This is a genomic window from Lysobacter terrestris, from assembly GCF_014489475.1.
GTDB classification, from domain to species: domain Bacteria; phylum Pseudomonadota; class Gammaproteobacteria; order Xanthomonadales; family Xanthomonadaceae; genus Agrilutibacter; species Agrilutibacter terrestris.
Genome location: NZ_CP060820.1, coordinates 3,020,128 through 3,043,861, shown reverse-complemented (window position 1 = coordinate 3,043,861; position 23,734 = coordinate 3,020,128). Strand labels below are relative to the sequence as shown.

Genomic DNA, 23,734 nt, shown 5'->3' with positions numbered 1-23,734 from the left:
GATGGCCCGAACCTCGCGCGGCCCCCGCACGTCACCGGGCCTGATCGCCGCCAAGACCCTCGTCCACCTGCTCGCGCTCACGCCGGCCGCGATCCTGGGCTGGCAGATCCGCGCCGAGGCGCTGACCGGGAGCGGCGGCCTCGGCGCCGACCCGGTCGCGGAGATCGAACACCGGCTCGGGCTGTGGGCGCTGCGCCTGCTGATGCTGACGCTGGCCATCACGCCGCTGCGGCAGCTCACCCACCAGGCGGTGCTGATCCGGTTCCGGCGCATGCTCGGCCTGTATGCGTTCTTCTACGCGACGCTGCACCTCACCGCCTACCTGGTGCTGGACCTGCGCGGGTACTGGACGCAGATCTTCGAGGAAATCGCCAAGCGCCCCTACATCACCGTGGGTTTCACCGCCTGGCTGCTGCTGGTGCCGCTGGCCGTGACTTCGACCACGGCGGCAATCCGTCGCCTGGGGCGGAACTGGGCGCGCCTGCACCGGCTGGTCTACGCCGTGGGCGTGCTCGCGGTGCTGCATTTCTGGTGGCTGGTGAAGTCGGACGTGCGCGAACCGGCCCTGTATGCGGCCATCCTCGCGGTGCTGCTGGGTTGGCGCCTGGTGAAGGCGCTGCGCGATCGCCGGGCTAACGCGCGCCGTACAGCAGCAGCAGGCTGAGCGCGATCGCGAGGAACAGCGCCGCCAGCAGCAACCAGGGAACGCGCCGCACCGAGGAGGCGACCTTGGGTTCCGTGGCCGCGGGCGCCTCGTCGACGGGCGCCGGCCGGGCCTGCTTGCGGGCCTCGCCGTTGGCACTGCGGCTGGGGCCTTCCACGATGAAGCGCTGGGTGTCGAACACCACCTGGTCGCCGGTACGCAGCAGTGCATTGCGCACCGGCCAGCCATTCACGAGGCTGCCCTCGTGCGAACCGAGGTCGCGCAGGACGATGCCTTCGGGATGCGGTTCGAGCCGTGCATGGCGATCGGCGAACGCGGCATCGTCGATGCGGATGTCGCACTCGGACAGGCGCCCGACCAGCCGCGGTTGGTCGAGGGTGATGCTGCGGCCGTGATGCGGGCCACCGACGCCGCGCAGGACCGTGCGCGGATCGGCTTCGCCCGCGATCGGCTTGGATTCGCCCGACGCCGACGGCGGCGTGTCGCCCAGCAGCAACCATTCGTTGCCATCGACGAACACCGCATCGCCCGCGCGCAGCTGCGCCATGCGCCGCACCGGGCGGCCGTTGACGTGGAGGCCGCGCGTCCCCGCGTGCACCTGCAACCAGACGCCGCGTCGGTCGACGCAGAACTGCGCGATCGCCTGCGTGGGATCGTCTACGATGACCGGCCGGTCGGTGGCGTCTCGCCCGATGGCATGCACGCCCGGTCCGAGGACCAGGTCGGGTTGCTGGCGATTGGGAAACCTCAGTCTCAGGGCGGCCATGTGTCGAAGATCGGGGAGCGGCCGCAATCTAGCATGCCGCGGGATGCTCCAGCGGCAGTGTCGAGGACCTGCGACTCGGCTTGGATGCGACGGCCTCTGCCCGCACAATGCGCCGCATCAGAGGAGAACCCACCATGCCCAGCATCGATATCCGCCACGCCCACTCGCTGCCGCACGCAAAGGCGCGCAAGGCGGTACAGGAAGTCGCGGAAAAACTGGCCGAACGCTTCGGCATCGACTACGACTGGGATGGCGACACCCTCAACTTCAACCGCAGCGGCGTCGACGGCAAGATCGACCTGGCGCCGAAGAACCTGCGCGTCACCGCGAACCTCGGCTTCCTGATGTCGGCCTTCAAGGGACCGATCGAGGCCGAGATCAAGCGCGTGCTGGACGAACGCTTCGGCGCCTGACGCCTCGCGGCCCGCGGCCGCTCAGCACTTCTCGTACTTCCAGTTGCGCCGCTTGCCCTCGGCGAGCCATTCGATCGTCTGCGCCAGGCGGCTCGCCCGCGTGGCCTCGCGCTTGGCTTCGGTGATCCATTCGACGTACTCGCGCTGGCAGCTGGGCGGGAACGCCTCGAACGTGGCCCGCGCCCGTGCGTTGCCGCGCAGGGCCGCGAGCAGGTCGTCCGGCGCTTCCACAGGCGGCTTCGGCGCGGTGTTGCGCGCGGGCGTGCGCGTCGCCCCGGCATCGATCAGCTGCATGCCCTGGCGGAGATAGGCGACCAGTTCGCGCTTGCCCGGCAGGTCCGCGACGCGCGTGAGGCGGCCGAACTGCCCCATCGCCTCGTCGCGACGACTACCGTCGCCCGCCACGATCGCCGCGCCCTGCCACAGCCCGAAGGTCGCGTGCTGCTTGAAGGCCGCCATGCCGCACAGGATCTTGCCGCGGTAGGTGAAGCTCGGCGCGCTCCACTTCAGCGTTTCCTCGCAGTCCGGGCAGGCGGCGTGCACGAGTCCGCGCAGGTGCGTGAGGATCGGCTGCGCGAACCCGGCCGCGCTGGCGATGTAGGCATCGATGCGGGGATCGCGCTGGCCCATGGATTCTTCCCTCGGTAGACGGCCTATTCTGCCCGCCGCCTGCGTTTTGGGAATACAGGGGAATCAGGGAGGGAAGGACATGTGCGATCGCGACCGCCGCCAGGACATGGCGAACGCCCGCTCGGCGCTGCGCGCCGCGCTCAACGAGGAACAGGCCCTCACGCTCAGCGAGCTGGAGCGCTTCGGCTGGGAGCTCCGCTTCGTCCGCAAGCCGCTGTTCCAGGACGCGATTCCGGTGGTGGCCGACGGCGACCGCAAGTCGTTCTCGGTGCTCAACCCGGACGGTTCGCTGGACGACCATCCGGCGCTCAAGCTGCGCGCGCCGATCGCCTAACCGCGGATCGCATGACCACTGGCCCCGCAGTCAGCGGGCTCAGCGCAGTTTCCAGCGCCCCAGCTCGCGGTATTCGCTGCGCGGCCCCAGCACGCTGTCGATCAGGACGAACTCCCGCACCGGCCAGGCGATGGGCGGGATGGATTGCGCCGGCAACAGCGGCTTCGCTTCCCGGACCACGGTGACGTGCGGCACGAAGCCCGCGTGCCCCTGCGTCGCAACGCGGGCATGCGCGAGCGACCGGTGCAGCTCGCTCCACAGCGATTGCAACGGCGTTCCGGTCTGCGCGCAGCCGAGCCAGCCGATGCCGTGGGAGAAGTGCCCCACCCGGTCGAGCGCCAGTTCGAATGCGGCTGCCGCCACGTTGCGCGCGGCCGCGCGGGCCGACTCGATGCGTTCCTGCGGCAGCTCCGAATAGGAGCCGAGGAAGTACAGCGTCATGTGCCAGCGCTCCGGCGCCAGCCAGCGACCGCGGCCATCGTGTTCGGTCTTCAGCCGCGCAACCGTGCTTGCCAGGTGGGCGCGCGTCTCGGTATCGGGGACCAGCGCGAAGAAAACGTTGTGGACAACGGCTTCGCGCGCGGGCGCTGAACCGAACAGATCGCTGTGCATGCACGTAGTTTAGTGCTTCAACGGCGGCTCATCGGTCGGGCCGTCGCTTCATCCCGGCACTCATTTCGCCTTCGCGCGCAGGTAGTCCGCCAAGCCACCCAGTTGTTGCGCCTGCACCTTGTCGACGACCGGAACGAACTTGCGCAGGTCGTCCGGCGTGTAGCCGCCGGCCCGGTACCACAGGGTGATCCGCGTGCCGCCCTCGGCCTTGGCCAGGCGCCACTCCAGCGCGCCGTCCAGGCCCATGCCCTGCAGCGGCCCGAGGCCGCCGGTCATCCGCAGCGTCTGCCCCGGATCGACGAAGGTGACGGTCATGTGCCAGGCCTGTTGCCTGCCGTTGCGTTCGCAGAAGCAGCCGCCGGCGCGCGGCTGGATCGAGAGCTTGGTGGCGTCACCCCACCAGGTGTGATCCTTCGGCCACCAGCGGCCAACGTCGTTGACCAACGCGTCCCAGGCCGTCTTCGCATCGACCGGTACGACCTGCGAATTCTCGATGGTGAAGCCGTTGGCGGCCGAGTCCTTCACTTCGGCCTGGGCCGGTCCCGCGAGCGCGGCGAGCAGCAGGCCGGTAACCACGATCGTGTTGCGCATTGGGCGTCCCCCGGTGGATGGCGCGATTAACGCGCGCCCGTCGGCGATGCGCAAGGGCAGGATTTCATGCCCGCGAACCCCCAACGCGAGTCCGGTCCGCGGTCCAAACGGATCGCTTCCTGCTCGTCATTGCCACGCAAGCGGAAGCGTCCTGCAACGGCGCTTGCGCCGATCAAGCCAGCGACTTCGGTTTTCAACGATCAGCGGATCGCCACGCCCCCCGCTTGCCGGGGGGACGGCGACAAGGCTCAGGCGTCGAGCTCGGCCCAACGCGTGTAGGCGGCGTCCAGCTCGGCCTGCGCCGCCGCAAGCGTGGCGTTGTGCGCGGCGATGTCGGCACTGCCGCGCTGGTAGAAGGCGGGCTCGTTCATTGCCGCGGTCAGTTCGGCGACACGCGATTCCAGCGATTCGATCCGCGACGGCAGCTGCTCCAGTTCGCGTGCGTCCTTGTAGCTGAGCTTGCGCTTGGCGACCGCGGGTGCCGCTTGCGCCGCTGGAGCCGGCGTCGGCGCGGCCGGCTTGGCGGCGGTATTCAGCGACTGGGCCTCGGGGCGCTGGCGCAGCCAATCGCTGTAGCCGCCCACGTACTCGCCCACCCTGCCCTGGCCTTCCATCACCAGGGTCGAGGTCACCACGTTGTCGAGGAAGTCGCGGTCGTGGCTGACCAGCAGCAGCGTGCCCGGGTAGTCGGCCAGCAACTCTTCCAGCAGCTCCAGCGTTTCCACGTCGAGGTCGTTGGTGGGTTCGTCCATCACCAGCAGGTTGGACGGCTGCGCGAACAGCTTGGCCAGCAGCAGGCGGTTGCGCTCGCCACCGGACAGGCGCGTGATCGGCGCGCGCGCGCGTTCGGGCGTGAACAGGAAATCCTGCAGGTAGCCGATCACGTGCTTGTGCTTGCCGTTGATCTCCACGCTCTCGCGGCCTTCGGCGACGTTCTCGATCGCGTTCCAGTCCTCGCGCAGCGTGGCGCGGTACTGGTCGAAATAGGCGATCCGCAGGTTGCTGCCGAGCTTCACCTCGCCCGCGGTGGGCGCCAGTTCGCCCAGCAGCAGCTTCAGCAGCGTGGTCTTGCCGCTGCCGTTGGGGCCGATCAGGCCGATGCGGTCGCCGCGCATGATCGCCGTCGACAGCTCGCCCACGATCGCGTTGCCGCCGTACGCGAACGCCACGTCCTTGGCTTCCACCACCTTGCGCCCGGACGCGTCGCCCTGGGCGACTTCCATGCGCACGTTGCCGGTGAGGTCGCGGCGCTGGCCGCGCTCCATGCGCATCGCCTTGAGCCGGCGCACGCGGCCTTCGTCGCGGGTGCGGCGGGCCTTGATGCCCTGGCGGATCCACACTTCTTCCTGCGCGAGCAGCTTGTCGAAGCGGGCGTTTTCCTGCGCTTCGGCGTTGAGGCGCTCCTCGCGGCGGCGTTCGTAGTTGGCCCAGTCGCCGGGCCAGCTGGTCACCTGGCCACGGTCGATCTCGACGATGCGCGTGGCGAGCGCGCGCAGGAAGCGGCGGTCGTGGGTGACGAAGACCAGCGCGCCGGTCCAGGCCTTGAGGAAGCCTTCGAGCCAGTCGATCGCCTCGATGTCGAGGTGGTTGGTCGGCTCGTCGAGCAGCAGCACGTCGGGTGCGGACACCAGCGCGCGCGCCAGCAGCACGCGGCGCTTCATGCCGCCCGAAAGGCCGGAGAACGGCGCATCGCCGTCGAGTTGCAGCCGGGTCAGCGTTTCGGTGACGCGCTGGTCGAGCGACCAGCCCTGCGCGTCCTCGATCTTCGCCTGCACCTTGGCCAGCGCCTCGGTGTCGACGTGTTCGGCATGGCTGAGGTGGTGGTATTCGGCCAGCCAGGCGCCGAGCTGGCCGAGGCCGCCGGCGACCACGTCCCAGACATCGCCCTCGGCACCGGCCGGCACTTCCTGCTCCAGCCGCGCCACGCGCACGCCGCCTTCGAGGCGTATCTCGCCGTCGTCGGCCTGGATCTCGCCGGCGAGCAGCTTCAACAGCGTGGACTTGCCGGCGCCGTTGCGGCCGATCAGGGCGATGCGCTCGCCGGCGTCGATGGACAGGGCGACGTTTTGCAGCAGCAAAGGGCCGCCGACGCCGTAATCGACGTTTTGCAGGGTAATCAGGGGCATGCCGCTAGTTTACGCGGCGCGCCCGTCCGCGGGGCTGTGTCAGTGCAGGCGCACCGGGAGGTCCCGTCCCGCGGTGGCCAGGTTGCCGCTGTAGTCCTTCGCGGTAATGCGCAGCAGGTAATCCCCGGCAGCGAGCTCGCGCGGCCGCCAAGCGCCGGTGGCCAGCGTGCCCCCGCGCACCGTGTTGGTCACCACGTAGCGGAACCGGGTGACGCTGCTGCCGTGCACGGTGATGCCGCTGTCGGCGGCATAGGCGAGCTTCACCGCCTCGTCGGTCGGCATCAGGTCGAAGTCGATGGACATGCGCGGCGCCTCGAAACCTGGCAGCGGCGTCCCGGCCGCATCGAGCCACTGGTAGCCGAGCGCGTGCAGGCCGAGGCGGCGCCGCGGCAGGTTGTTGTCGACCTGGTCCCAGGCGTCGACGACGATCTGCACGCCGTCGAGGTCGCGCCCCAGCAGCACGCGCCCGTCCTGCATCTGCTGCAGCGGCTGCTCGGCGGCATCCAGCAGCTCGATGGCGTCGATGTGCGGCGCGTAGCGATCCGAATAGTTGCGGAAGCCCAGCGCGATCGCATTGCGTTCGTAGCCGCTGGTGCCGACGATCAGGTGCACGTGGGCCATGGCGTTGATCGTCCCGAGGACGTCGCCGGCACGGAAACGGGTGCCGCGGCGCACGCGCATGCGCTCGAGCGAGCCGGCCGCGTCGAAGACCGGCACGAACCGCGCCGGATCGATCGGCTCGCCACGCGCGGTACGGCCGACGCGCATGTGGATGTAGCTGACGTCGTCCAGCGCCATGCCTTCGCCGAGCTGGCCCACCTGGCCCCAGCTCGCCAGGGGATTGCTGACCTTGCCATCGGCGATCGCGACGACCTCCTGGCCGACGTCGCCGCGCACGTCCAGGCCGTTGTGCAGGTGATCGCGGCTCTCGCCCTGGTAGTTGCCGCGCACCTCGCCCAGCGTGCCGACCACTTCGTGCCAGCCGTCCTGCGGGCGCAGCGGCCAGCGGCCCAGCGTGGCCGGCAACGGATTGGCGGGAGACGGGCCGGTCGCGGCCAGCGCGTCGGCCACGCCGGCCGGCGCAGCGGGGTCGAGTGCATGCACGCGGTAGGCGGTCGCGTCGGCCACGTACAGCGTGCCGTCGGGCGCGAGCGCCAGGCCGGTCGGCCGCGCCAGGCGCTTGCCGGCACCGGCCACGGCCACGGCCACGGCCACGGCCACGGGCGACGTCGGCCCACCGGGGACGACCTGCAGCACGCGACCATGGAACAACTCACCGACGTAGAGCACGCCCTCGCGCGTCACCGCGATGCTCACCGGTCGCCGCAGGGCGGCCTGCGCGCCGGTCGCGTCCTGCAACGGCAGGGTCGTGACGACGCCTTGCTTGCTCACGTGCCGGATCGTGTTGTTGCGCGTGTCGGCGACCCAGACGTTGCCGCGGCGATCCACCGCCAGTGCGCTCGGCGTATCGAAACGCGCGGCGATGCCGACGCCGTCCACATCGCCGGGGAAGTCGCCGCCGGCCAGCGTGCGTACCGTCCCGTCCCTGCCGATCACGCGGATGCGGTCGTTGTAGGTATCGGCGACATACACCTGCCCGGCATCGTCGACGGCGACGCCGATCGGTCCGTTGAACTGCGCCTGCGCCCCAGGGCCGTCGCGGAAGCCGGCCACGCCGCTGCCCGCCAATGTCGTCACCGTGCCGTCGGGGGCGACCCGGCGGATCGCGTGGTTGCCGGTGTCGGCGACGTAGAGGTTGCCGGCGCCGTCCAGGGCGAGCCCCGACGGCGTGTTGAAGGCCGCAAGCGCGCCGGCCCCATCGCGGAAGCCTTCGGTGGACCCCGCGAACGTCGCGACGGCTCCGTCGACACCGATCCTGCGGATGCGGTTGCTGTCGCCCGCATCCGCGATGAACAAGGTGCCGTCCGCGGCGCGCGCGATGCCGTAGGGATCACTGAAGCGCGCCTGCAGGGGCGCGCCATCGCGCCACCCGCGCACGCCATCGCCTGCCAGCAGTCGCGGTGGCGCGCTCCAGCCGATGCGCGTGCGCGGCGACAGCGTCACGGTGTCCGGCACCGGCTCGTAGACGTAGGTCGAAGCCAGCGCCAGCAGCGTCAGCACGCTCACCAGCCACAGCCATGCATTCCGGGTCATGCGCGCGACGCACCTGCTTCGATCGGGAAGCGGATTCTAGGCAGCCCCGGCCCGATCAGGAACTGCAGGACAGCATCGAGCAACCGGCCTTCTGCCGCGCCCAGTCCGGGCGCGGCTGCGCGAACGCCTCGCGGCCGGGCTGCTCGTCGTAGGGCCGGCGCATCACTTCCAGCAGTTCGTGCACGCCGGCGATGTCGCCCTGCTCCGCGCGATCGATGGCCTGCTGGGCAAGGTAGTTGCGCAGCACGTATTTCGGGTTCGCCGCGTTCATCCGTTGACGCCGCGCGGCCGGATCAACGGCATCCTCGCGCACCCGCGCGGCATGCCGCGCGAGCCAGTCGCCGAATGCAGGCGCGGACGCTTCGCGCTTGTCGTCGTCGTAGAAGGCGTGCGCCACCGGCGCCAGCGTGGGCACGGCGACGTCGACATCCGCCAGCGCGCGGAAGAACAGGGTCATGTCGACTTCCGCATCCGCGAGCAGCACGTGCAACTCCTTCGCCAGCTCGACATCGGCGTCGCGGCACGCGGCCAGGCCCAGCTTGCGCGCGATGCTGTCGCGGTCCTCACGGGTGTAGGCATCGGCATACGCCTGCAGGCCGGCGTTGAGGACCTGCGGGTCCGCGAACAACGGCGAAATCGCATGCGCCAGGCGGGTCAGGTTCCAGTACGCGATCTTCGGCTGCCAGCCGAAGCGGTAGCGGCGGCCCTGCGCGTCGGTGGTGTTGGGCGTCCAGTCCGGATCGTAGTTGTCGATCCAGCCGTACGGGCCGTAATCGATGGTCAGGCCGAGGATCGACATGTTGTCGGTGTTCATCACGCCGTGGACGAAGCCCACCCGCATCCAGTGCGCGACCATCACCGCGGTGCGCGTGCAGACCTCGGCGAACCACGCGGCATACAAGGCTTCGCCCGCGCCCTCCAGCCCGCCGCCTTCAATGTGCGTGAAATCGCGGCGGATGCAGAACTCCACCAGCTGACGCAGCAGCGGCAGGTCGTTGCGCGCGTACGGCAGCTCGAAGTTGCCGACACGCAGGAACGATGGCGCCACGCGGCACACGATCGCGCCCGGTTCCGGGCGCGGATGGCCGTCGTAGAACATGTCGCGGACCACGGCCTCGCCGGTCGCCACCAGGCTGAGCGCGCGCGTCGTCGGCACGCCCAGGTGGTGCATGGCCTCGCTGCACAGGAACTCGCGGATCGACGAGCGCAACACCGCGCGGCCGTCCGCCGTGCGCGAATACGGCGTCGGGCCGGCGCCCTTCAGTTGCAGCTCCCAGCGTTCGCCACCATGCGCGATCGCTTCGCCCAGGCTGATGGCGCGGCCGTCGCCGAGTTGCCCGGCCCAGTGGCCGAACTGGTGGCCGCCGTAGTTGGCGGCGTACGGCTCCATTCCCGGCACCAGCGCGTTGCCGGCGAAGACGTCGGCGAACCGCTGCGCGTGGATCTCGGCTTCGCCGATGCCCAACGTCCGCGCCATTTCCGCCGAATGCGCGAGCAGCCGCGGCGCGGCGACCGGCGTGGGAGCAACGCGCGACCAGAGCGCGCCCTCGACCTGGCGCACGCGCGGGCCGGTTTCGGGGTCGCCGGGCAGCTCGCGCAGGAAGCGGTTGTCGAAGTGCAGGTTCACCGGGGCGCCGTGTCGAATGCGTGTGCGCCCATGGTAGCGGGCCCTGCGGAAGCGCCCGCGGACAGGATCGGCAAAGGGGCGCGCAACGCCGGTTGGCTATGCTCGGCCCATCGTCCCGAGGATCGAGCCATGCGCCATCGTCGTACCGCCGTCCGTACCGCATCGCTGCCGCTGCTGCTGGCAGGCCTGCTCGCCCTCGGCCCGGCAGTCGCCGCGGACGCGCCCACGCCGAAATGGACCCTGATCCAGGCCGGCGCCCTGCTCGACCGTCCCGGCCAGGCCCCGCGTGGCGCCAGCACCGTGCTGGTCCGCGACGGCCGCGTGGTCGCCGTGCGCGACGGCCATGTCGGCGCGGAGGCTTTCGACGGCGCGCCGCAAGACGCGACGCTCATCGACCTGCGCGACCGCTTCGTGCTGCCCGGCCTGATCGACAGCCACGTCCACCTCACCTCGGACAAGGCCGGCATCGAGGGGCAGCTGGAGGAAGTGTCGATGGGCGTGGCCGACCAGGCCTTCGAAGCCGCGGTCAACGCACGCAAGACCCTGCAGGCCGGCTTCACCACGGTGCGCAACCTCGGCGACAGCGACGGCGTGACCCTGGCGCTGCGCGACGCGATCGCCGCGGGCAAGGTGCCCGGGCCGCGCATCCTCGATGCGGCGCGGCCGATCTCCGCCACCGCCGGGCACATGGACCCGACGCTGGGCTACCGCGAGGAACTGCACGCCGCGCTCGACACCAGCAACCTGTGCAACGGCGCCGACGACTGCCGCCGCGCCGTGCGCGAGCAGGTCGCCCGCGGCGCCGACGTCATCAAGTTCGCCAGCACCGGCGGCGTCAACAGCCGCATCGGCGCCGGCCTGGGCGCGCAGCTGTTCGACGACGAGGCGCGCGCGATCGTCGAGACCGCGCACCTCTACGGCAAGAAGGTCGCCGCGCACGCACACGGTGCCGACGGCATTGCGCTGGCGCTGCGCGCGGGCGTGGATTCGATCGAACACGGCACGCTGATGGACAAGGACGAACTGGCGCTGTTCCGCCGCAGCGGCGCGTACTACGTGCCCACGCTGTCGACGGTCAACGGCTACAAGGAGCGCCTGGCGAAGAACCCCGACGCCTACATCGGCGAGGTCCGGCGCAAGATCGAATGGCGCATCGGCATCACCGGCAAGGCGCTGGAAGCCGCCGTGCCCGCCGGCGTGAAGATCGCCTTCGGCACCGATGCCGGCGTCAGCCTGCACGGCCGCAACGCCGACGAATTCGAGCTGATGGTCGCGCACGGCATGACCCCGGCCACCGCGATCCAGGCCGCCACCGTCAATGCCGCCGACCTGCTGGGCCTGCGCGACGAGGTCGGCAGCCTGGAACCGGGCAAGCGCGCCGACCTCATCGCCGTGTCGGGCGATCCGCTGCGCGACGTGACCGTGCTCAAGCGCGTGGCGTTCGTGATGAAGGACGGGCGGGTGGAGAAGGACGCGCGTTGAGCGCCGGCTGCGCCGGCGGCCCCTCATCCGCCCTGCGGGCACCTTCTCCCCGCAAGCGGGGAGAAGGAAGATGCTGCCCCTCGCCCCGCTTGCGGGGAGAGGGGCAGCGTCGCGCAGCGACGCAGGGTGAGGGGACGTCAGCGACGCACTGCCCCATCACCACAGATCGAACCGCACCCCTTCCCGCTCGTTGTCCCAGATCGTGCTCACCACCCACCAGCGCCCCTGCTCATGGCAGAGCTGGATGCTGTTCGCGCCGCGCTTGATCACCACCGGCGACTCCGGCGAGGTGCGCGCCTCGTACAGGCTCCAGGCGTGCGCCACCTGGCCGAAGCGTTCGATGCGGTGGGCGATGTCGATCTCGTAGAAGTCGTTCGCGGCGAAGAACGGCGCCACGTCCGCGATGTATTCGTCCTGGGTGAATACATGGGCGAAGGTCGAGCCGTCGGGCCGGACCACGGTGCGCAGGCTCAGTGCCTCCGGGCGATGCAGGAAGCGGAACCGCGCCCAGTCGCGCGGTGCGCCCGCCGGGCCGGAGATGCAGGCGTAGATCGCGCGGATCAGGCTGGGGATCTCGCGCACGTCCTCGTGCCATTGCGGATCGACTGCGGGCTCGTTCATCGCGCTGCTCCGATGGGGGGCGCCGAGCCGGTACTCGGACGCCAACCGTTACACTATGCGCCCAGACCGGCCGAGCGCCGGCGCCATCGAGGCTGCCATGAGCGCCCCCGCCCCCCCGACTCCCCCGACCACGGACGCCCCGTCCGTGAAATTCGCCGATCTCGGCCTGCCCGAATCGCTGCTCAAGGCGCTGGCCGAAGTCGGTTACGAAACCCCCTCGCCGATCCAGGCCGCGACCATTCCGCCGCTGCTGGGCGGCCGCGACGTGCTCGGCCAGGCCCAGACCGGCACCGGCAAGACCGCGGCCTTCGCGCTGCCGATCCTCGCCCGCATCGACCCCAGCCAGCAGAAGCCGCAGGCCCTGGTACTGGCGCCGACGCGTGAACTCGCCATCCAGGTCGCCGAAGCCTTCCAGAAGTACGCCCACCACCTGCCCGGCTTCCACGTGCTGCCGATCTACGGCGGCCAGAGCTACACCCCGCAGCTGGCCTCGCTCAAGCGCGGCGTGCAGGTCGTGGTCGGCACCCCCGGCCGCGTGATCGACCATCTCGACCGCGGCTCGCTCGACCTGTCGCAGCTGCGCTGCCTGGTCCTCGACGAAGCCGACGAGATGCTGCGCATGGGCTTCATCGACGACGTCGAGGCCGTGCTGAAGAAGATCCCGGAGACGCGCCAGGTCGCGCTGTTCTCCGCGACGATGCCGCAGCAGATCAAGCGCATCGCCACCACCTACCTGCGCGACCCGGTCGAAGTGGCCATCAAGACCACGACCACCACCGCCGCCAACATCCGCCAGCGCTACTGGGCGGTGAGCGGCGTCAACAAGCTCGATGCGCTCACCCGGATCCTGGAAGCCGAGCCCTACGACGCGATGATCGTCTTCTCGCGCACCAAGCTGGGCACGCAGGAACTGGCCGACAAGCTGTCCGCGCGCGGCATCTCCGCCGCCGCCATCAACGGCGACCTGGACCAGAAGGCGCGCGAGCGCACCATCGCCCAGCTCAAGGACGGCAAGATCGACGTGCTGGTCGCTACCGACGTCGCCGCGCGCGGCCTCGACGTGGAGCGGATCAGCCACGTGCTGAACTACGACATCCCGTACGACACCGAGAGCTACGTCCACCGCATCGGCCGCACCGGTCGCGCGGGCCGCAAGGGCGAGGCGATCCTGTTCGTCGCCCCGCGCGAACGCGGCATGCTGCGCGCGATCGAGCGCGCCACGCGCCAGCCGATCGAACCGATGGCGCTGCCCAGCGTGGAGACCGTGAACGAGCAGCGCGTGTCGAAGTTCCTCGGCCGCATCACCACCGCGCTGGAAAGCACCGAGCTGGCGATGTTCCGCGACCTGGTCGAGCGCTACGAGCGCGAGCAGAACGTGCCGGCGGTGGAGATCGCCGCGGCATTGGCCAAGGTGGTCCAGGGCGACATGCCGCTGCTGCTCCAGGCCACCGCCGAGCAGCTGCGCCCGCACCGCGAAGGCTTCGACAAGCCCGGCTTCGACCGCAGCGACCGCAAGCCCAGCTTCGACAAGCCCGGGTTCGGTCAGCGCATGTCGGAACGCGCGCGCGGCGATTTCGACGGCCCGCGCAGCGGCAAGTTCGAACGCGACCGCCCGCGCCCGCCGCGCGACGAGTACCCGGCCGCGAACGCCGGCGCCGATCGCGCGAACCCGCGCAACGATGCCGAGTCATTCTTCGACGACGAGGCCCCGCGCGCACCGCGGCCGCCGCGCGAGGAACGCGGCGCACCCGAGGCCGGCATGGAGACGTTCCGCATCGAGGTCGGCCACCGCCATGGCGTGAAGCCGGGCAACATCGTCGGCGCGATCGCCAACGAAGCCGAACTGGAAAGCCGCTACATCGGCCGCATCGACATCCGCGACGACTTCAGCCTGATCGACCTGCCCGAAGGCATGCCGCGCGAGGTCATGGAACACCTCAAGCGCGTGCGCGTTGCCGGCCAGCCGCTGCGCATCAGCCGCCCGGGCGAAGGCGGCGGTAGCGGCGGTGGCTACCAACGCGGCGACGGCGGCCCGCGCCCTCCCCGCGGTCCACGACCGGGCGGGCACAAACCGCGACGTCAGGGCTGATTGGCGCGCTTCGCGCCATCCGCACAGGACCCGCTGAACCTCCACGAATCGCCGGCACCTGCCGGCGATTCGCTTTTGCGCGGCAGCATTACGCCGCCCTGCCACGCTGTTGGCACGGGCATTGCGCGTTACTGCAGCGCGCGCGAACGCGCATCGACCGCACGCGCGGACATCCGGGACCGCGGTAGCGAGTATGAAATCCAGGCAACCCGGCACTGGCCGGAAGGTGCGGAACGGCGCGTTTCCCGGTGTGGCTGCGGAGTGCAGCCAAGGACCGATGCAAGGAGCCCATCGTGAACGACCAATCGACGCAAGCCGACCGTGCCACCGTAGCTGCCAGCCTGCAGCAGGCATACGACCTCAACCTCAAAGTCACCCTCCTCCCTTCGCGCAAGATCCCGCCCGTATTCCATCTCGGGTGCCAACCGCGCCAGGGCGCGCAGCGGCAGGACAAATCGCCGCTCGACCTTCCCGAACCGATCCGTCGCTGGCTGGTGGAAGCCAGCCCCCAACTCGTTGCCTGGATGTCGCGCGACGTAACCAACGCGCAAGCCTTCCTGCTGGACCCGATGGCGGCGATGCAGGAAGCCGGCCTCAAGCTCGACCGCGAGCAGGCCAAGACTCTCGTCCGCATTCGCGAAACCGCCGCTGCCGGCGATGCGGTGGCGCCCGGAATGCAACTGCGAACGGTGCGCGTCGCCACCGGCAAGGGCCAGCCCAAGCCGCCCTCCGCGGACTGGACGCCGCCGCCGGTACGCGAGGGCGATGACGGCGGCGACGACCGCGATTGCGGCTGTCACAACGGGAGGGACTGATCATGGCCCTCGACCGTACTGCCGGTTTCGACATGCTGGTGCAGATCAGTGAAACCGAAATCAACGCCCAGCTCGCCGCGGCCTTCGCCAGCGGGCTGATCTTCCCGCCCAGCCTGAGCACACCGGTCAATGCATTCGGCATCACCGGCACCCTCGACCTCAACTTCGGCACGCCCGTTGCCGATCTAGACCGGCCTCGACCGCAGATGCGGTTCCGCGTTCCTTTCACCAACTCGCAATTGGAGGTCACCGCCCCGCTACCGACGACGATCGCGCCGTTGGGCGGCACCATCGAGATCATCGACTCGGTGCAGATGCGCACCAACGGGGGAACGCAGCAGGCCGTGCTCGACTTCACGTCAGGCGCACCGAGCGTCACGGTCACCTTCGACGGAAGCACGGCCGGCATGCTGGCCCCGATCCTCGGCGGCTTCGGCCTTACCGTCGCGCAGGTCCAGAACCAGCTCGCAGGCATCGTCCAGCAGCGACTCGTGGACGACGTCCAGCGCCTGGCCCTGACGCCTCCGATTCCCGTCGCCAACGACGCCGATCCGCTCACGCCGTTCGCCATCGAGGTCACGACCGTCAACGACACCGCGGCCGCCGATCGCGACGCGCTCACGTTCGGCGTCCGCACCGACGCGGCCAGCACCGGCAACATCAACGCCATCACGCAGAGCTTCATTCCTGCCGGTGCGCCATCGATGGTGATGATGTCGAACGCGTGGCTGCTGGGCAGTGTGGTCCGGCCGCAACTCGCCGCCGCACTGGGACGCCCCGTCACCGACTTCGATCGCCCGCTTCGCCTCAATCGCCCGGTGCCAGCGCCGGGCGGCCAGGGCACGCTGACCAATCTGGTGGCGCGCATCGAAGGCAACCGCATCCGCGTCGACGGGCGCGCCACCGCGTCCGGCACGGGCTGGTCGGCCGTGGCGACCTTCACGTTCTTCGTCTCGCTCACCTTGAGTGGCGGGCAGATCCAGATCACGGCGACGACGCCGGTGGTCGACGTCGACGTGAGCATGGAATGGTGGGTGTGGCTCGCCAGTGCGTTCCTCGGGGGCCTGTTCGGCGGCATCATCGGCGCGATCGTTGGCGCAATCGTCCCCGCGATCGTCGAATCGATCGTCGAAGGCATGGCCGAGCGCATGGCCACGGACGCCTTCAACAACGCCACCAGCTCGATTCCGCCGATCCCCCTGGGGCCGATCGGCGCCGGCCTCAACCTGACCTCGATCCTGCTGGACGACCTCGAACTGCGCGGCAACGTGATGCGCTCGCTCAACCTGCCGGTAAAGAGCAGCGGCCACTACGTCACTTCCGGGGCGTTCACGCTCGACCTGGACAAGGGCACGGTGCACGCCGCCAACAGCCAGATGTCGCGCTTGGACCTGGCTTGGCATCCTGCGAACGGGCTCGATTCCCGCAACGGCGCGGGCATGACCGTGAGCGGGGCCGGTTTCGGCTCGTTGACCCCCGTCCAGCTGCGCGCAATGGCGTTCGCCAGCCAGCACCTGTCGCCCTGGGCAATCCCGCTGTCGTTCGAGCTGCCGCTGTTCGGCATGCACTCGGAGATCGTCGTCGGGGTACGCACCAACGAGGGCCGGTTGGCCAAGGTGCGCGCGTGGCGCGACCTGCAGGCCGGCGGCGCGCTGAACATCCACTGGGTGACCTACGACACGCCGGTGCCGAGCCTCGACATCGCCCTGCGCTGGAGCGTGCTGGAGACGGGCGAAAGCCAGCCGTTTGTCGGCAAGGACTTCGCGAGCTGCACGCGCACCACCGTGAGCCGCCGCTGCACGATCGAGGCGTGGCCACGGTTGATGGTGTTCCCCGTCGACTACCAGTGGTGCCTGTGCGGCAAGGTGCTGGAGCCCGGCGAAGGCGAGGTCGAACACGCGGGCGGCACGTTGCGCTACGAGCTTGCGGGCCGGCACCTCACCATCGAGACAGGCATGGGCGATGCAGTGGACTGCGAGCTGTGCGTCAGCGCGATCGATGCCCGTGGCCGCGAACTGTTCACCTGCGTGCCGCTGGAAAAGGGACCGATGGAAACCGCGTGTGGTCCGGGCCGGAAGTTCTATCCCCGCCCGAGGATCGAGCTGGTTCCGTGCGATCCGCTGCTTGCGATCGCCAACTGGGAATCGGTGCTGTCCCCCCGGGTGCAAGAGGCATTCCGCAAGGCGATGGTGGATGACACGGGCGGCAAGGGCACGGCCAAGCAACGCGAAGTGATCCGCTGAGCGTATGTGCCACATGTGCCACCGGTCGCAAGGCCGGTGGCACGTTCCTGTCCGAAGGCACGTCTCTCCCGTCGATGGCGAGCGGCGCGCACTGATGCATCTATTTCATGCCGGGCCTTGCCGCCCGGCTCGCCCGAAGGCATCGAGGATTGGCATAGTGGTGTCGGTTCACCCGCCCGACACGCACGGCATGTCCCGCATCCTCGTCTTCCAACACGTCGCCGCCGAACCGCTGGGCACGCTCGATCCGCTGATCCGTGCGCGCGGCCACCGCATCCGCTTCGCCAATTTCGAGCGGCAGCCCAATGCCGAGCCCAACGTCGACCGCTACCACGGCCTGATCGTGCTGGGCGGGCCGATGAACGTCGAAGACCAGGCGCACCGCCAGCACCTGCGCACCGAGCTGCGCGCGATCGAACGCATGCTCGCGCAGGGCAAGCCCGTGCTCGGCATCTGCCTGGGCGCGCAACTGCTCGCACACGCGCTGGGCGCGCCGATCCAGCGCACGCGTGAGGCGGAGATCGGCTGGTATCGCCTGCACGCGACGGAGGCCGGGCGCGACGATCCCGTGCTGGCGCCGCTGGGCGATGCCGCCCCCGTGTTCCAGTGGCATAGCTATCGCTTCGAAGTGCCGCAGGGCGCGGTGCACCTGGCTCGCACCGACACCTGCGACGCGCAGGCGTTCCGTTATGGCGACAACGCCTACGGCTTCCAGTTCCACCTGGAAATGGACGAACCGCTGATCGAACGCTGGCTCGCCAATCCCGCCTACCGCGAAGAGCTGGCGGCGCTGGGCCACACCGACGAAGCCGTGATCCGCGCCCAGACCCGCGAATACATCGCCGGGATGCAGCAGCACGCCGATGCGGTGTTCAACAACTTCCTCGACCTGGTCGGCCGGCCGCAGCGGCGCTACACCTTGCCCTCGCGCTAGACGGCGATCAGAAGAACTGCGGCAATCCCAGGTACGGCGCGGCGAACCAGTAGATGCCGAACACGACCAGCGCCCACATCAGCAGCTTGAGGAAGAAGCCGGCCACCTTGAAGGCGAAGTACAGGCCGAGGACCACCAGGATGATTCCGATCCAGCTCATTGCGTCTCTCCACGGAATGGGACGAGCTTAGCGCGCCTTGCGCGCACGCGCCCTCGTCAGGCGTCCGGCGCGTCGAAGACGATGCTGCAGCAGGTCGTCGCCCCTTCCGCCTTCTGCAGCTCCGAGACGTCGACTGCCACCACTTCGATCCCCGCGTCGCGCAAACGTTGCGCCGTGCGCGGGAAGCAGACGGGCATCACCACCACCTCGCCGAGGCGCAGGACATTGGCGGCGTGTTCCTCGCCCGGATCCACTTCGATGATGGCGAAGCCGGGGAACGACGCCGCATCGACCCAGCGCGGCTGGATCAACAGGGTGTCGTCGCGCGGTGCGGTGACCGCCGATTTCAGGTGCAGGCAGCCGCGGATCGGCACGGGTTGCACGCGATAGCCGAATTCCGCGATGGCGTCCTGCAGTTGCGCCACGCCCTCGGCGTTGCTGCGACCCGATTGCCCGACGAAGAGCGTGCGGCCGACGCGCAGCACGTCGCCGCCGTCCAGCGTGGCCGGCGCCTGGAGCGCGCGGATGGGGCGATAGCGCGCCAGCAGTTCCGCCACGCCTGCGCCTTCCGCGCGGCGCGATTCCGCCCCCGGGCGGGTCATCACCGCGACTTCGTCGAGCACGACCGCGACGTCCTCGACGAACACCGCGTCCGGCATCGCCGGTTCCGCCTCCAGCGCCAACACCTTGCACCCCAACGTTGCCAGCACGCGCTGGTAGTTGCGGTGCTGCATGTCGGCGCGGGCAATGTCTATCGCGGTTCGCTCGACATGGGTGAGCTGACAGTCGCCGAGGCTGGGGCTGACTTCGCGGGTGATCGCAATGCGCATGCGGGAACCATAACCCGCGCCGCGCGTGCGCGGACACAAGGCCCGGCCGCGTGCGGACGAGTCGTCCACGGCCCCGCATAATGTGCCGCCTCCCCTGCACGCCGCCGCATGTCCAGCCTCGCCACGTCCCTTCCCGACCTCGCCATCATCGGCGGCGGCCCCGCCGGCCTCATGGCCGCCGAAGTGGCGCGCGCCGCCGGCGTGGAAGTCGACCTGTACGAAGGCAAGGGCTCGGTGGGGCGCAAGTTCCTGATCGCCGGCAAGGGCGGCCTCAACCTCACCCACGGCGAACCGCGGCCCGGCTTCGACGCGCGTTACGGCGCGCGCCAGCGCGAAGTCGCCGCCTGGCTCGACGATTTCGATGCGGACGCCCTGCGCGAATGGGCGCGCGGCTTCGGCATCGACACCTACGTCGGCACGTCCGGACGGGTGTTTCCGATGGACCGCAAGGCGGCGCCGCTGCTGCGCGGCTGGGTGCGGCGCCTGCGCGACCAGGGCGTGCGCTTCCACGTGCAGCATCGCTGGACCGGCTGGAACGCCGACGGCTCCCTGCGCTTCGCCACGCCCGAGGGCGAATTGAACGCGCATCCCCACGCCACCCTGCTCGCGCTGGGTGGCGGCAGCTGGCCGGAGCTCGGCTCCGACGGTGCCTGGGTGTCGCCGCTGCAACAGCACGGCATCGATGTCGCCCCGCTGCAGCCGTCGAACTGCGGCTTCGACATCGGCTGGAGCGCACATGTCGGCGAACGCTTCGCAGGCGCGCCGCTGAAGCCGGTGATCGCGCACTGGCGCGACCTCGATGGCCGCGAACAATCGCTGCAGGGCGAATGCGTGGTCACCGCGAGCGGCATCGAAGGCAGCCTGGTCTACGCGCTCTCCGCCACGCTGCGCGACAGCATCGCGCGCGATGGCACCGCCTCGCTGCAACTCGACCTTGCCCCGGGCCGCGACCTCGAGCGCCTGCAACGCGACCTCGCCAAGCCACACGCCGGCCGCAGCTTCAGCGAACACCTGCGCCGGCAAGCGGGCCTGGAGGGGGTCAAGGCCGCCCTGCTGCGCGAAGTGTTGACCAGGCAGCAACTCGACGACCCACGCGCCGTCGCCACCACGATCAAGCGCCTGCCCCTGACTTTGCGCAGCGCGCGTCCCATCGCCGAGGCGATCAGCAGCGCCGGCGGCGTGCGCCTGGAAGCGCTCGACGCGCACCTGATGGCGACCTCGCAGCCCGGCGTGTTCTGCGCCGGCGAGATGCTCGACTGGGAGGCGCCCACCGGCGGCTACCTGCTCACCGCCTGCTTCGCCAGCGGATTGCGCGCGGGCCGCGGTGCGGTCGGGTGGTTGCGGGGCCAGAACGGATAAGTTCGGCCAGAAGCGGACGTCCGGCCCGCCGCTGACCAAAGTGCAATCAATCCTTGGAGAAGGCTTTCGCGGCCACGGCGGTGTCGAGCGCTTCGCGAAGCAGCTTTATCTTTCCGTTTTCCGCGATCAGGACGCCGCAGTAGGTTTGCTTGTAGATCTTTCCGGTATCGACGACGCGGGCTTCGACCTGATACTCAGCAGCGACCTTATCCGGGGTCTGGATGAAGAACGTGACGTTCTTGAATCGAAACTCCGGAATTTTTCCAAGCAGCCCGGCGATGAGCTTCCCGATCGCCACGGGCCCCTGGGCGCGGGCCTGCACCCAGGGCAGTTCAAGCACGCCATCCTGCGCAAACTGCGATGCCGCGATCTCGGGCGCCGCAATGTTGTCCAGGTAGGCTTCCAGCAGTTCGGTAGCATTTTTCATGCGCACCTCGAGTGACTGATGTCGTTAATTCGCCCCGTGCCGCCATGCGGACCGGTTGCGGTTTGTTGCTTACACCTGGGCCGCACCGCCATCGACGAAGAGTTCGACGCCGGTGATGTAGCTGGCGTCATCGCTGGCCAGGAAGGAGACGGCCTTGGCGATCTCATCCGGCGTGCCAACGCGACCAAGCGGCGCCGCAGTGGCTGCTTGCGCGCTGAAACCTTCGATCTGTTCGTCGGTGAGGCCAAGTTCCGATTTATACGCAGGGGTGACGACGGTTCCGGGAGCGACCGCGTTGACCCGGATGTCGCGCCCCTTCAAATCCGACGCCCAGGTGCGAACGAATGATCGCAATGCCGCCTTGGTGGCGGCGTAGACGCCAAATGCCGGCACGCCCTTGATCGACACCATCGAGCCGTTGACCACGATTGCCGACCCGGGTGGCATCAGTTCGATCGCCTTCTGCACGGTGAACAACGTGCCCTTCACGTTGATGCCGAAGTACTTGTCGAACTGGGCCTCGGTGATGGCGCCCAGCGGCGCGAATTCACCGCCCCCGGCATTGGCGAAAAGAATGTCCAGGCGGCCATGTCGTTCGCGGATGCGGGCGAAAATCCGATCCAGGTCCGCCTGGCTCGAAATGTCGCCCTGGATGGCCTCGGCACGGCCATCGAGGTTGGCGACCGCGGCGTCGAGTTCCGGCTTTCGACGGCCAGTGAGGTAGACGAACGCGCCCTCGGCAACCAGGCGTTGCACCGTGGCCAAGCCCAGGCCGGAACTGCCACCGGTGACCAGGGCAATTTTTCCCGCGTGTTTGGTGGTGTGGATCGTGCTCATGGGGATTCCTCGCAAATGGGGGGCATGCGCTTTTGGCCGCAGGGACATGTGCGACGCGGCGATGGGCGCGAACGCCGCAACCGCCGCGACCGTCAGCGCGAAGCGTTCTGCTTCAGGAACGGCAGCAGGTAGGTGAGCATCTCTTCGGGCTGCTCCTCGGCGATGAAGTGCCCGCTGTCCGCCAGCTTGTAGACCTTGGCGTTGCGGGCCCTCGTCGTCAGGACCGAATTGAGCCACCCGTACCCGGGCCCGGCCAGGCCAAGCACTGGCATCTCCAGCGGGCCGTAGCTCTTTTCGTCGATGATGTCCTGGGTGAACGCCTGGTACCACGCGTTACCGGCGCGGATTCCGTCATCCTGGTTGTAGGCCACCGCATACACCGCGCGATCGCGGGCATCCAGGGCGGATTCGTCCTTGAGCAGGTAGCGGAAGAACCATTCGTGCTCGATCTGGGCCCTGCCTTGCATCATCGCTTCCGGCAGGCCCTTGACCTGATGGAAGGCAAACCACCAGGCGTAGGCGTGGTTCTCGTCGATCTTGTCATTGAACGTGCCGTGCGCCGGGAGCAGCGGCCACTTCAGCAGGCCCTCGTCCGGATGGGGAACATCCAGCATCGTCAATGTGCGTGTCGCCTGCGGGTAATTGGCGGCGAAGCTCCACGCCACCTGGGCGCCGATGTCGTGACCGACGATGTGCGCCTTGTCGTAGCCAAGCTTGGCCATCAGCTCATGGATGTCCTTGGCCATGTTCTTCTTGTCATAGCCATCAAGCGGCTTGCTTGAGGCTCCCATGCCGCGAATATCCACGGCGATGACCCGGTGGTTCATGGCGAGGGTCGGCATGACCTTGTGGTAGGACCACCAGGTTTCCGGCCAGCCGGGCAACAGCACGACGGCTTCGCCCTTGCCGCCGGCTACGTAGTGCAATCGCGTTCCGTTGACGTCGGCGAACCCTTGCTTGAAACCCGGCAAGGTCGAGACGAGGGCAGCGTCTGAGATATCGGCTGCGATCGGTGCCGCTTCGGCTGCGACCGTGGCTCCGGCGAATGCGAGCGTGGGCGACGCCAGCGCCAATGCCGCGGAAATCATGAACAGGCCCGTGCGGGCTTTTTGAAACAGGCGGGACATGGCAGTTCTCCGGAAAGGCCGGAGGTGCCAGTGAGGGCACCTCCTTGCCGCGATAGGCGTGACTTCACGCCCAAGCATCGGCCGTGACGAGCCCGCCTGATTGGATGGCCGGCGGGCCCTTTGCAAAAATCGACGAAGCGCGACTCAGGCGCCGTAGCCACCGTCGACGTTCAGCACCGTGCCCGTGACGTACGAGGCCTGCGGGCTGGCCAGGAACACCACCGCAGCGGCGATCTCTTCAGGCTGTGCATAGCGGCCCAGCGCGGTCGTCGCCTTGAACACCGGAGCGTAATCGCTGTTCTCCGGATTCATGTCCGTGTTGACGTAGCCCGGCTGCAGCACGTTCACCGTGATGCCCCGCGCGGCCAGGTCGCGCGCAGCGCCCTTGCTGTAGCCCACGATGGCGGCCTTCGAAGCGGTGTAGTCGGCCAGCCCAGGGAAGCCGACGCGGCCGCTCACGCCGGAGCCGATCGAAACGATGCGTCCGTTGTCGGCCATCAGCTTGGACGCGGCACGGATCGCGGCGACCACGCTGGTGAAGTTCACCGTCGTCATCTGGTCAAGCCCTGCGGCATCGCCGTCGACGCTGCCCATTCCGAACTGCGCAGCGTTGTTGACGAGGATGTCCAGGCGACCGAAGTGCGCGTGGACCTTGTCGACGAGGTCGGCCGCCTGCGCCGGCTGCGCCTGGTCGGCGCGGAAAGCCTGGGCGCGGACGCCAAGGCGCTGCAGGTCCTTGACGAGCGCGTCCGCCTTCTCGGCGGAATTGACGTAGCTGATGGCGACGTCGGCGCCCTGTTCAGCCAAAGCGCGGGCCGAGGCGGCACCGATGCCGCGCGATCCGCCGGTGACCAGGGCGACTTTGCCTTGCAGTTGCTTGTTCATGGTTGATT

Annotated in this window: 23 protein-coding genes; 9 read left to right on the top strand and 14 right to left on the bottom strand. The window is 69.2% G+C overall.

Features of this window, described 5'->3' with window-relative positions; genetic code table 11:
- Position 1: 1 nt before the first annotated feature.
- On the top strand, positions 2 to 664 hold the full coding sequence (msrQ, locus tag H8B22_RS14285; protein WP_187712053.1) for a protein-methionine-sulfoxide reductase heme-binding subunit MsrQ: 663 nt from the start codon (positions 2 to 4) through the stop codon (positions 662 to 664).
- Here the strand turns inward: msrQ and H8B22_RS14280 are convergent.
- Complete coding sequence (locus tag H8B22_RS14280) at positions 633 to 1,430, bottom strand: FHA domain-containing protein (RefSeq protein ID WP_187712052.1); 798 nt, start codon at positions 1,428 to 1,430, stop codon at positions 633 to 635. The two genes, msrQ and H8B22_RS14280, sit on opposite strands and share 32 nt — an antisense overlap.
- A gap of 134 nt (positions 1,431 to 1,564) precedes the next feature.
- On the opposite strand from H8B22_RS14280, the gene H8B22_RS14275 reads away from it, so the two are divergent.
- Positions 1,565 to 1,843, top strand: a complete 279-nt coding sequence (locus tag H8B22_RS14275) for a polyhydroxyalkanoic acid system family protein (RefSeq protein ID WP_187712051.1) — start codon at positions 1,565 to 1,567, stop codon at positions 1,841 to 1,843.
- 21 nt (positions 1,844 to 1,864) lie between these two features.
- On the opposite strand, the gene H8B22_RS14270 is transcribed toward H8B22_RS14275, so the two are convergent.
- Positions 1,865 to 2,473, bottom strand: a complete 609-nt coding sequence (locus H8B22_RS14270) for a YdeI/OmpD-associated family protein (RefSeq protein ID WP_187712050.1) — start codon at positions 2,471 to 2,473, stop codon at positions 1,865 to 1,867.
- A gap of 79 nt (positions 2,474 to 2,552) precedes the next feature.
- Here H8B22_RS14270 and H8B22_RS14265 point away from each other — a divergent pair, with 79 nt between their 5' ends.
- Complete coding sequence (locus tag H8B22_RS14265; RefSeq protein ID WP_187712049.1) at positions 2,553 to 2,807, top strand: hypothetical protein; 255 nt, start codon at positions 2,553 to 2,555, stop codon at positions 2,805 to 2,807.
- Between the two features lie 39 nt (positions 2,808 to 2,846).
- Here H8B22_RS14265 and thpR read toward each other — a convergent pair whose 3' ends face one another.
- From thpR to H8B22_RS14240, 5 genes are all read right to left on the bottom strand, one after another.
- Positions 2,847 to 3,419, bottom strand: a complete 573-nt coding sequence (gene thpR / locus H8B22_RS14260; protein ID WP_187712048.1) for an RNA 2',3'-cyclic phosphodiesterase — start codon at positions 3,417 to 3,419, stop codon at positions 2,847 to 2,849.
- Between the two features lie 60 nt (positions 3,420 to 3,479).
- Positions 3,480 to 4,010 carry an SRPBCC family protein gene (locus H8B22_RS14255; RefSeq protein WP_187712047.1) on the bottom strand — a complete coding sequence of 177 codons (531 nt, stop codon included), beginning with the start codon at positions 4,008 to 4,010 and terminating at the stop codon, positions 3,480 to 3,482.
- A 248-nt stretch (positions 4,011 to 4,258) separates the two neighbouring features.
- Positions 4,259 to 6,136 carry an ATP-binding cassette domain-containing protein gene (locus H8B22_RS14250; protein ID WP_187712046.1) on the bottom strand — a complete coding sequence of 626 codons (1,878 nt, stop codon included), beginning with the start codon at positions 6,134 to 6,136 and terminating at the stop codon, positions 4,259 to 4,261.
- 39 nt (positions 6,137 to 6,175) lie between these two features.
- On the bottom strand, positions 6,176 to 8,290 hold the full coding sequence (locus tag H8B22_RS14245; protein ID WP_187712045.1) for an NHL repeat-containing protein: 2,115 nt from the start codon (positions 8,288 to 8,290) through the stop codon (positions 6,176 to 6,178).
- Positions 8,291 to 8,345: 55 nt separating this feature from the next.
- Positions 8,346 to 9,917, bottom strand: a complete 1,572-nt coding sequence (locus tag H8B22_RS14240) for a protein adenylyltransferase SelO (RefSeq protein ID WP_225876221.1) — start codon at positions 9,915 to 9,917, stop codon at positions 8,346 to 8,348.
- Positions 9,918 to 10,046: 129 nt separating this feature from the next.
- On the opposite strand from H8B22_RS14240, the gene H8B22_RS14235 reads away from it, so the two are divergent.
- Positions 10,047 to 11,399, top strand: a complete 1,353-nt coding sequence (locus tag H8B22_RS14235) for a metal-dependent hydrolase family protein (RefSeq protein WP_187712044.1) — start codon at positions 10,047 to 10,049, stop codon at positions 11,397 to 11,399.
- Between the two features lie 156 nt (positions 11,400 to 11,555).
- Here the strand turns inward: H8B22_RS14235 and H8B22_RS14230 are convergent, their stop codons facing one another.
- A complete protein-coding gene (locus H8B22_RS14230) occupies positions 11,556 to 12,020 on the bottom strand; it encodes a hypothetical protein (RefSeq protein ID WP_187712043.1) in 465 nt (154 codons plus the stop codon).
- A gap of 97 nt (positions 12,021 to 12,117) precedes the next feature.
- Between H8B22_RS14230 and H8B22_RS14225 the strand changes: the two genes are divergently transcribed.
- The 4 genes from H8B22_RS14225 (at position 12,118) to H8B22_RS14210 (ending at position 18,101) form a co-directional block, all read left to right on the top strand.
- Positions 12,118 to 14,109: a DEAD/DEAH box helicase gene (locus H8B22_RS14225; protein ID WP_187712042.1), complete on the top strand. Its 1,992-nt coding sequence runs from the start codon at positions 12,118 to 12,120 to the stop codon at positions 14,107 to 14,109.
- A gap of 293 nt (positions 14,110 to 14,402) precedes the next feature.
- Positions 14,403 to 14,924 (top strand): hypothetical protein, encoded by a 522-nt coding sequence (locus H8B22_RS14220; RefSeq protein ID WP_187712041.1) that lies wholly within the window; start codon positions 14,403 to 14,405, stop codon positions 14,922 to 14,924.
- A gap of 2 nt (positions 14,925 to 14,926) precedes the next feature.
- Positions 14,927 to 17,167, top strand: a complete 2,241-nt coding sequence (locus H8B22_RS14215) for a hypothetical protein (protein WP_187712040.1) — start codon at positions 14,927 to 14,929, stop codon at positions 17,165 to 17,167.
- Between the two features lie 190 nt (positions 17,168 to 17,357).
- A complete protein-coding gene (locus tag H8B22_RS14210) occupies positions 17,358 to 18,101 on the top strand; it encodes a type 1 glutamine amidotransferase (protein ID WP_187712039.1) in 744 nt (247 codons plus the stop codon).
- A 7-nt stretch (positions 18,102 to 18,108) separates the two neighbouring features.
- On the opposite strand, the gene H8B22_RS14205 is transcribed toward H8B22_RS14210, so the two are convergent.
- Complete coding sequence (locus tag H8B22_RS14205) at positions 18,109 to 18,261, bottom strand: hypothetical protein (RefSeq protein WP_187712038.1); 153 nt, start codon at positions 18,259 to 18,261, stop codon at positions 18,109 to 18,111.
- 56 nt (positions 18,262 to 18,317) lie between these two features.
- The gene (locus H8B22_RS14200) at positions 18,318 to 19,091 is read right to left on the bottom strand and encodes a dimethylarginine dimethylaminohydrolase family protein (RefSeq protein ID WP_187712037.1); all 774 of its coding nucleotides are present in this window, start codon (positions 19,089 to 19,091) and stop codon (positions 18,318 to 18,320) included.
- Positions 19,092 to 19,199: 108 nt separating this feature from the next.
- Between H8B22_RS14200 and H8B22_RS14195 the strand changes: the two genes are divergently transcribed.
- Positions 19,200 to 20,450, top strand: coding sequence for a TIGR03862 family flavoprotein (locus H8B22_RS14195; protein WP_187712036.1), 1,251 nt, complete (start codon positions 19,200 to 19,202; stop codon positions 20,448 to 20,450).
- A 46-nt stretch (positions 20,451 to 20,496) separates the two neighbouring features.
- On the opposite strand, the gene H8B22_RS14190 is transcribed toward H8B22_RS14195, so the two are convergent.
- From H8B22_RS14190 to H8B22_RS14175, 4 genes are all read right to left on the bottom strand, one after another.
- A complete protein-coding gene (locus H8B22_RS14190) occupies positions 20,497 to 20,877 on the bottom strand; it encodes a nuclear transport factor 2 family protein (protein WP_187712035.1) in 381 nt (126 codons plus the stop codon).
- Positions 20,878 to 20,946: 69 nt separating this feature from the next.
- Entirely contained in the window at positions 20,947 to 21,714 is a 768-nt protein-coding gene (locus tag H8B22_RS14185) for an SDR family NAD(P)-dependent oxidoreductase (protein WP_187712034.1), read from the bottom strand.
- A 92-nt stretch (positions 21,715 to 21,806) separates the two neighbouring features.
- On the bottom strand, positions 21,807 to 22,841 hold the full coding sequence (locus H8B22_RS14180; protein WP_208456907.1) for an alpha/beta fold hydrolase: 1,035 nt from the start codon (positions 22,839 to 22,841) through the stop codon (positions 21,807 to 21,809).
- A 144-nt stretch (positions 22,842 to 22,985) separates the two neighbouring features.
- Positions 22,986 to 23,726 (bottom strand): SDR family NAD(P)-dependent oxidoreductase, encoded by a 741-nt coding sequence (locus H8B22_RS14175; RefSeq protein WP_187712033.1) that lies wholly within the window; start codon positions 23,724 to 23,726, stop codon positions 22,986 to 22,988.
- Positions 23,727 to 23,734: the final 8 nt, after the last annotated feature.